The following is a 6348-nucleotide window of genomic DNA, read 5'->3' as shown; positions in this document are numbered from 1 at the left end:
GGGGGACTTGAACCCCCACGCCCGATAAAGGGCACTAGCACCTCAAGCTAGCGCGTCTGCCATTCCGCCACCCGGACAAGGTGTCTGTCGCGCGGGGTCTCCCTCGCGGCGACGAAAGGAACTTTACCAGGTCTTCCGGGGTGGCCGATCACCCCCGGTCCGCGGCCGGCCGCCTGTGAACGGCGCGTGTCGGACCGGGACCGGTCTTGGGCCCGGAGCGGGCCCGGAGAGAGGATGAGGGGACCACCAGCAGTGACAGCGGGAGGAAGCACGTGAGCGAGACGGACACGGCCAGGAGCGTCACCGGCGAGGACGAGGTCGTGGACCTCTGCCGCGAGCTGATCCGGTTCGACACCAGCAACTACGGCGACCACTCGGGACCCGGCGAGCGCAAGGCCGCCGAGTGGGTCGCCGAGAAGCTCGCCGAGGTCGGCCTGGAGCCGAAGATCTACGAGTCCCATCCCGGCCGCGCCTCCACGGTGGCCCGCATCGAGGGCGAGGACCCGTCCCGGCCCGCGCTGCTCATCCACGGCCACCTGGACGTCGTCCCGGCCAACGCGGACGACTGGACCCACCACCCGTTCTCCGGCGAGATCGCCGACGGGTGCGTGTGGGGACGCGGGGCCGTCGACATGAAGGACATGGACGCCATGACCCTGGCGGTCGTCCGCGACCGGCTGCGCAGCGGGCGCCGGCCCCCGCGGGACATCGTGGTCGCCTTCCTCGCCGACGAGGAGGCCGGCGGCACCTACGGCGCCCGCCACCTCGTCGACCACCACCCCGAGCTGTTCGAGGGCGTCACCGAGGCGATCAGCGAGGTCGGCGGCTTCTCCTTCACCGTCGACGACCAGCGGCGGCTGTACCTGATCCAGACGGCCGAGAAGGGCATGCACTGGATGAAGCTGACCGTGGCCGGCACCGCCGGGCACGGGTCGATGATCCACCGCGACAACGCCATCACCGAGCTGTCCGAGGCGGTCGCCCGGGTCGGCCGCCACCGGTTCCCGGTCCGGGTCACCAAGACCACCCGGGCCTTCCTCGACGAACTCGGCGACGCGCTCGGCACCGAGCTGGACCCGGAGGACATGGAGTCCACCCTCGCCAGGCTCGGCGGCATCGCCAAGCTGATCGGCGCGACCCTGAGCAACACCGCCAACCCCACCCAGCTCGGCGCCGGTTACAAGGTCAACGTCATCCCGGGCGAGGCCACCGCCCACATCGACGGCCGGTTCCTGCCCGGCCACGAGGAGGAGTTCCTCGCCGACCTCGACCGGTTGCTCGGCCCGAAGGTCCGCCGCGAGGACGTGCACACCGACAAGGCCGTCGAGACCACCTTCGACGGCGCGCTGGTGGAGGCCATGCAGTCCGCGCTGCTCGCCGAGGACCCGACCGCCAAGGCGATCCCCTACATGCTCTCCGGCGGTACGGACGCCAAGTCCTTCGACGACCTCGGCATCCGCGGCTTCGGCTTCGCCCCGCTGAAGCTGCCGCCGGAGCTGGACTTCGCCGGCATGTTCCACGGCGTGGACGAGCGGGTGCCGGTGGACGGGCTGCGGTTCGGGGTGCGGGTGCTCGACCGGTTCATCGACGCGTCGTGACGCTCTGGCCCCCGGGTATTCGGGCAGCCGTACGGCACCGACTGAGAAGGGTGAATGCGACGATCGGTTCGTAGCTTCATCAGTCCCTCCTCGTTACAGCTGATGTGATCCCGCACCTTGGGGTCGCATCGCCAACGAGGAGGAAGAATGATCAAGAAGGTCGTCGCTGCTGCGGCTGCCACCGGTGGGCTGGTTCTCGCGGGTGCGGGCCTCGCCGTCGCCGACTCCGGTGCCCAGGGTGCCGCTGTGGGCTCCCCGGGTGTGGTGTCCGGCAACGTCATCCAGGTGCCCGTCCACGTCCCGGTGAACGTGTGCGGCAACACGATCAACGTGATCGGGCTCCTGAACCCCGCCTTCGGCAACGCCTGCGTCAACAAGTGACGCCGACTCCCTGAGGGGCGTCCTTCGACGAGCCGTCGGCCCCGGAGCGCGCGCCATGCGCTCCGGGGCCGACCGGTCTCTCGCACCACGACATGGAAGGCAGGGGGGAATTCAGCATGCGACAGGGCACGCGCAAGGGCCTGATGACCATGGCGGCCGCCACCGGCGTGATCGCCGCCGCGAGCGGCTACGCACACGCCGACGCGGGCGCGGCCGGCAGTGCCGCCGGATCACCGGGCGTACTGTCCGGCAACACCGTGCAGGCACCGGTGCACGCGCCGGTGAACATCTGCGGCAACACCGTGAACGTCGTCGGGCTGCTCAACCCGTCGGTGGGCAACGCGTGCGCGAACCACGGCGGCACGTCGGGGGGTGGCTACGGCGGCTCGCACGCCGGCGGCTCGCACGCCGGCGGTGGCACCGCCGGTTCGCCGGGTGTCGGCTCCGGCAACACCGTGCAGGTGCCGGTCGACGTCCCGGTGAACGTCTGCGGCAACAGCGTCGACGTCATCGGGGCCGGCAACGCCACGACGGGCGACGACTGCGCCAACGGCGGCGGCAGCCACGGGCACGGCACCCCGCCCGGGCAGCCGGGCCACCCCGGTCACCCGGGCCACCCCGGGCAGCCGGGCCACCCCGGTCACCCGGGCCACCCCGGGCAGCCCGATCACCCGGGGCATCCCGGGACTCCCGGTGGCCCCGGCCAGCCCGGTCACCCCGGTGCCCCCGGCGGTCCCGGCGAGCCCGGTGGCCCCGGCACGGGCTCCCACACCGGCACCGGCGGCTCCACGGCCCACACGGCACCCCGGGTCACCGCGCAGGCGGGCCGCTCCGCCCAGCCGCTGGGCACCGCCCAGCTCGCGCACACGGGCAGCGAGGTGCCGCTCGGTATCGCGCTGCCGGCCGGCGCGGGCGCGCTGCTCGCGGGGGCGGTGCTCTACCGCAAGGCACGGGCCGCGGTGTGACCGCGAACGGAAGCGGGCCCCGCCGTCCAGGCGGGGCCCGCTTCCGTCACGTCCGGTCACGCGTCCCGGTTCACCACGTGGCCCGCACCTGGCGGATGATCCGCCGGCGCAACCGCACCTTGCGGCTGCCGTCGCGCAACAGGCTCAGTCGGTCCAACTCCCAGTGTCCGTACTCGGCATGGTCCGTCAGCAGACGTGTCGCCTCCTTGCGGGACACCCCGCGAGGTACGTACACGTCGACAAATTCGTATTCCGGCATCGCATCTATTGTGCGGGCTGGTGCCCGGTACGGATAGCGTCTGCACTATGTCTGATGCTGCGCAGCCCACCGCTGCCGAGGTACGCGCCGCCGCCGAGGCGGTCAAGACCGCGCTCGACCGTCATCTCGCCGCGGTCGAACGCAGGTCGGGGGAGGACGACCCGGCCGTCTCCGAGGCGTTCAACCAGCTGGCCGCTGCCGCCGAGGCGTACGACGAGCTGCTCTACGACCGTTACGACGAGGTCACCCCCTTCGAGATCCCCGGTGCGGAGGACACCCTGCCGCCGTACGCGGGCCCGGACGAACCGAACGCGATCAGTGTGCTGATCCGCCGCGACTACACCGTGGCGGAGCCCCAGCGGCTGCTGGCGCAGGCCCAGCGGGTGCAGTCGGCGGAGTTCGACGACGGCGTGGACGACCAGCACACCGCCGGGACCCTGCCCGGGGCGCTGGGCATCCTCTTCGGCGAGTTCGAGCCGGACGAGATCGCGTCCCGGCACAAGGAGTTCGGCCTGGACGAGGGCGACTCCACGCTCTGGGTCACCGCCGCCGAGGAACCGCCCGAGGCCGGCGAGTGGCTGGAGGCGCCGTTCGAGCACATCGACGCCCAGCAGGTGGTGTGCCGTTTCGACGTGAGCGCGGTGTTCGACGACGAGGTCTCGGCCGGCGAGGACGACGACATCGTCTTCGTGGACGAGGACGACGAGGACGACGCGGACGACGCGGACGACGCGGACGACGTCGACACGGACGACGAGGAGCTGGAGCCGCTCGACGCCGAGAAGTGAGCGGGACCGGCGGTGCCGTGGGGGCCTTCGGCCGGTACGGCACCGCCGCGTCCGCCGCCGTGGCCGGCCGTCGGCGCGGAACGGGACGGGGAAGACGGGAAGACGGGGACGACGGGGATCCCGTCACGCCTCCCGCGGGCCCAGCAGGGCCCGCAGGCGGGTCGTGCGGGGCTTCGGCGGGACCTCCGCGACCGCCTTCGGCAGGGCCTGTTCCACGCCGTGCACCACGGACAGGTGCCGCTCGGCCCGGCCGAAGGCCGTGTACACCCAGGGGCGGCTGAGGGCCTGCGCGGCATCGCCGGGCAGCACCACGACCGCCGCGGGCCAGCGGGCGCCCACCGCCTGGTGCGCGGTCAGCGCCCAGCCGTGCCGCACACCGCCCTCCACCCGCTCCCTCGGTACGACGACGGGGGCGCCGGCGCACGACAGGTGCAGCCCCTCGGCGTCGGCCTTCACCACCACTCCCGGCACCGCGCGCCCCGGCGTGGGGGAGTAGACGATCCGGTCACCGGGGTCGAACCCGCCGAACCGGCCGGGCCCGGGGTTGAGGCGCTCCTTCAGGGCGGTGTTGAGCGCGCGGGTGCCGACGGCGCCGCCGTGCCCCGGGGTGATCACCACCGTCTGCTCGGCCGGGACGCCGATCGCCCGCGGCACCGAGTCCGCGACGAGCTGCACCGTCCGGTGCACGGCCTCCCCGGCGTCCCGCACCGGCACGATGACGATCTCCTTGTCCGGGGCGGCGACCTGGTTCAGCTCACCGATGCCGATGCCGGAGACCAGCTCGCCGAGCGGGCCGGGATCCGGGACTCGGGAGACGATCTGCGGGCAGGCCCGGGCCGCGATCAGGTCCGCGAAGACCCGGCCCGGACCTGCCGACCACAGCACCCCGGGGTCGCCGCTCAGCACCAGCCGGGCCCCGTCGGGCAGCGACTCCACCAGCATCGCCGCGCCCTCCACGTCGAGCTGGGGCGCGTCCAGCACGATCAGCAGGTCAAGGGCCAGGGCGCCTTCCGTGTCCCGGCCCGGGCCCTCGGCGCCGGACAGCAGTCCGGCGACCGTGGCCACGCCCTGCTGCGCCGGCTCCCCGCCGAGCCGGGCGGCCAGCCGCCCGCGCCCGTCCGGGGTGTGGCAGACGGCGAAGGCGCGCAGGCCCGCCGCGCGGGCGGCGCCGAGCAGCGCGGCCGGTTCGGCGCGGGCCGCCTCCGCGCCGGTGTGCAGCACCAGGCCGTGCCCGGCGACCGCGCGGGCCAGTTCGGCCGCACCGCCGGACAGTTCCGCGGCGACCGCCTCCCATTCCTGCCCGGCCTCCCGGGGCAGCGAGTTGGCCAGCCGGGCCAGGCCGTCGGCGAGGCTCTCCTCGGCCAGCGCGTACCGCTCCAGACCGACCAGGACCCGGACGGGCCGTTCCGGCTCCTCGTCGGTCTCCTCACCGGTGCCGGTGCCGGTGCCGGTGCCCTCGTCCTGCGGGGCCGGGGCTCCCGGCTCCTCCAGGGCGTCCTGGAACACCAGCGCCTCGCCCTCGGCGAGGGTGGCCTGCACCGCCGCGTCCGGGTCCGGTACGCCCTGCCGGCCCAGCGCCGCGGTGAGCGCGGGCAGGTCCAGGGCGGTGTGCCCGGCCACGGCGGCCTGCTCCAGCAGCCAGACCGTCACCGCGCGGCCCCGCCGCTCGCCGTCCGGGCCGCAGCCGGCGCCGAGCAACGCCCGGGCGAAGCCGTCGGCCTGTTCCGGCCGTACCCCGGTGACCCGCAGCAGCTGCCAGGGATCCTCCCGGAGCACGGTGTCGGCGCCCTCGCCCAGGGCGGCGGCGACCTGGGGGGCCGGCGCCTCGGGCGCGCCGCCCTCGGCCAGCACCCGGCGCACGGCCTCGACGGCCGCGGGGGCGGGGGCACCGGGCGCGACCGGCGCGGGTGCGGGCTGGGGCGCGCGCACCGGCTCCGGGGCGGGGCGGCGCGGGGCCGGCGCGGGCTCGGCGAAGACCGTGGCCGTCGGTTTCTCGCCGCTCTCCACGGCCCGGACCGCCGCGAGCAGGTCAGCCGCCGTGCCGCTCAGCTTGCCGCCGCTCTCGATCCGGCTCTTCTCGGCCTTGCGCCGCTCGATCCGCTCCCGCTCGATCCGCTGCGCGGCCAGCTCGGCCTCCGCCTCGGACAGCCCGGCGGCAGCACCGTCCGCCGCCTCGGCACCACCGCCGGCGGACTCCGCGCCCTGGGTAGTCTCCGGGCCCTCGGCCGTCCCGTCACCGTCTGCCGACTCCGTACCGTCTGCCGACTCCGTACCGTCTGCCGACTCCGTGCCGTCTGCCGTGGCCCGCGCGGCGGTGTCCTGGTCCGGAGTCTCGTGGTCCGGGGTCTCACGGGTGT

At 74.5% G+C, this 6348-nt stretch carries 6 protein-coding genes; 4 read left to right on the top strand and 2 right to left on the bottom strand.

Going from position 1 to position 6348, the window contains the following annotated elements:
* The first annotated feature begins 272 nt into the window (after positions 1–272).
* The 3 genes from IE312_RS32285 (at position 273) to IE312_RS32275 (ending at position 2944) form a co-directional block, all read left to right on the top strand.
* Complete coding sequence (locus tag IE312_RS32285) at positions 273–1598, top strand: M20/M25/M40 family metallo-hydrolase (protein WP_189985801.1); 1326 nt, start codon at positions 273–275, stop codon at positions 1596–1598.
* Between the two features lie 147 nt (positions 1599–1745).
* On the top strand, positions 1746–1979 hold the full coding sequence (gene chpH / locus IE312_RS32280) for a chaplin ChpH (RefSeq protein WP_189985800.1): 234 nt from the start codon (positions 1746–1748) through the stop codon (positions 1977–1979).
* A 116-nt stretch (positions 1980–2095) separates the two neighbouring features.
* On the top strand, positions 2096–2944 hold the full coding sequence (locus IE312_RS32275; RefSeq protein ID WP_189985799.1) for a chaplin: 849 nt from the start codon (positions 2096–2098) through the stop codon (positions 2942–2944).
* A gap of 70 nt (positions 2945–3014) precedes the next feature.
* Here IE312_RS32275 and IE312_RS32270 read toward each other — a convergent pair whose 3' ends face one another.
* Complete coding sequence (locus IE312_RS32270) at positions 3015–3203, bottom strand: DUF5703 family protein (RefSeq protein WP_043407302.1); 189 nt, start codon at positions 3201–3203, stop codon at positions 3015–3017.
* Between the two features lie 47 nt (positions 3204–3250).
* Between IE312_RS32270 and IE312_RS32265 the strand changes: the two genes are divergently transcribed.
* Positions 3251–3991 (top strand): hypothetical protein, encoded by a 741-nt coding sequence (locus IE312_RS32265; protein ID WP_189985798.1) that lies wholly within the window; start codon positions 3251–3253, stop codon positions 3989–3991.
* Positions 3992–4114: 123 nt separating this feature from the next.
* On the opposite strand, the gene IE312_RS32260 is transcribed toward IE312_RS32265, so the two are convergent.
* The coding region (locus IE312_RS32260) for a helix-hairpin-helix domain-containing protein (RefSeq protein ID WP_189985797.1) at positions 4115–6348 on the bottom strand (2234 nt) is incomplete at its 5' end.

The organism is Streptomyces capoamus (genome assembly GCF_014654935.1).
GTDB lineage: Bacteria > Actinomycetota > Actinomycetes > Streptomycetales > Streptomycetaceae > Streptomyces > Streptomyces capoamus.
This window is presented reverse-complemented; position numbering and strand designations above follow the sequence as displayed.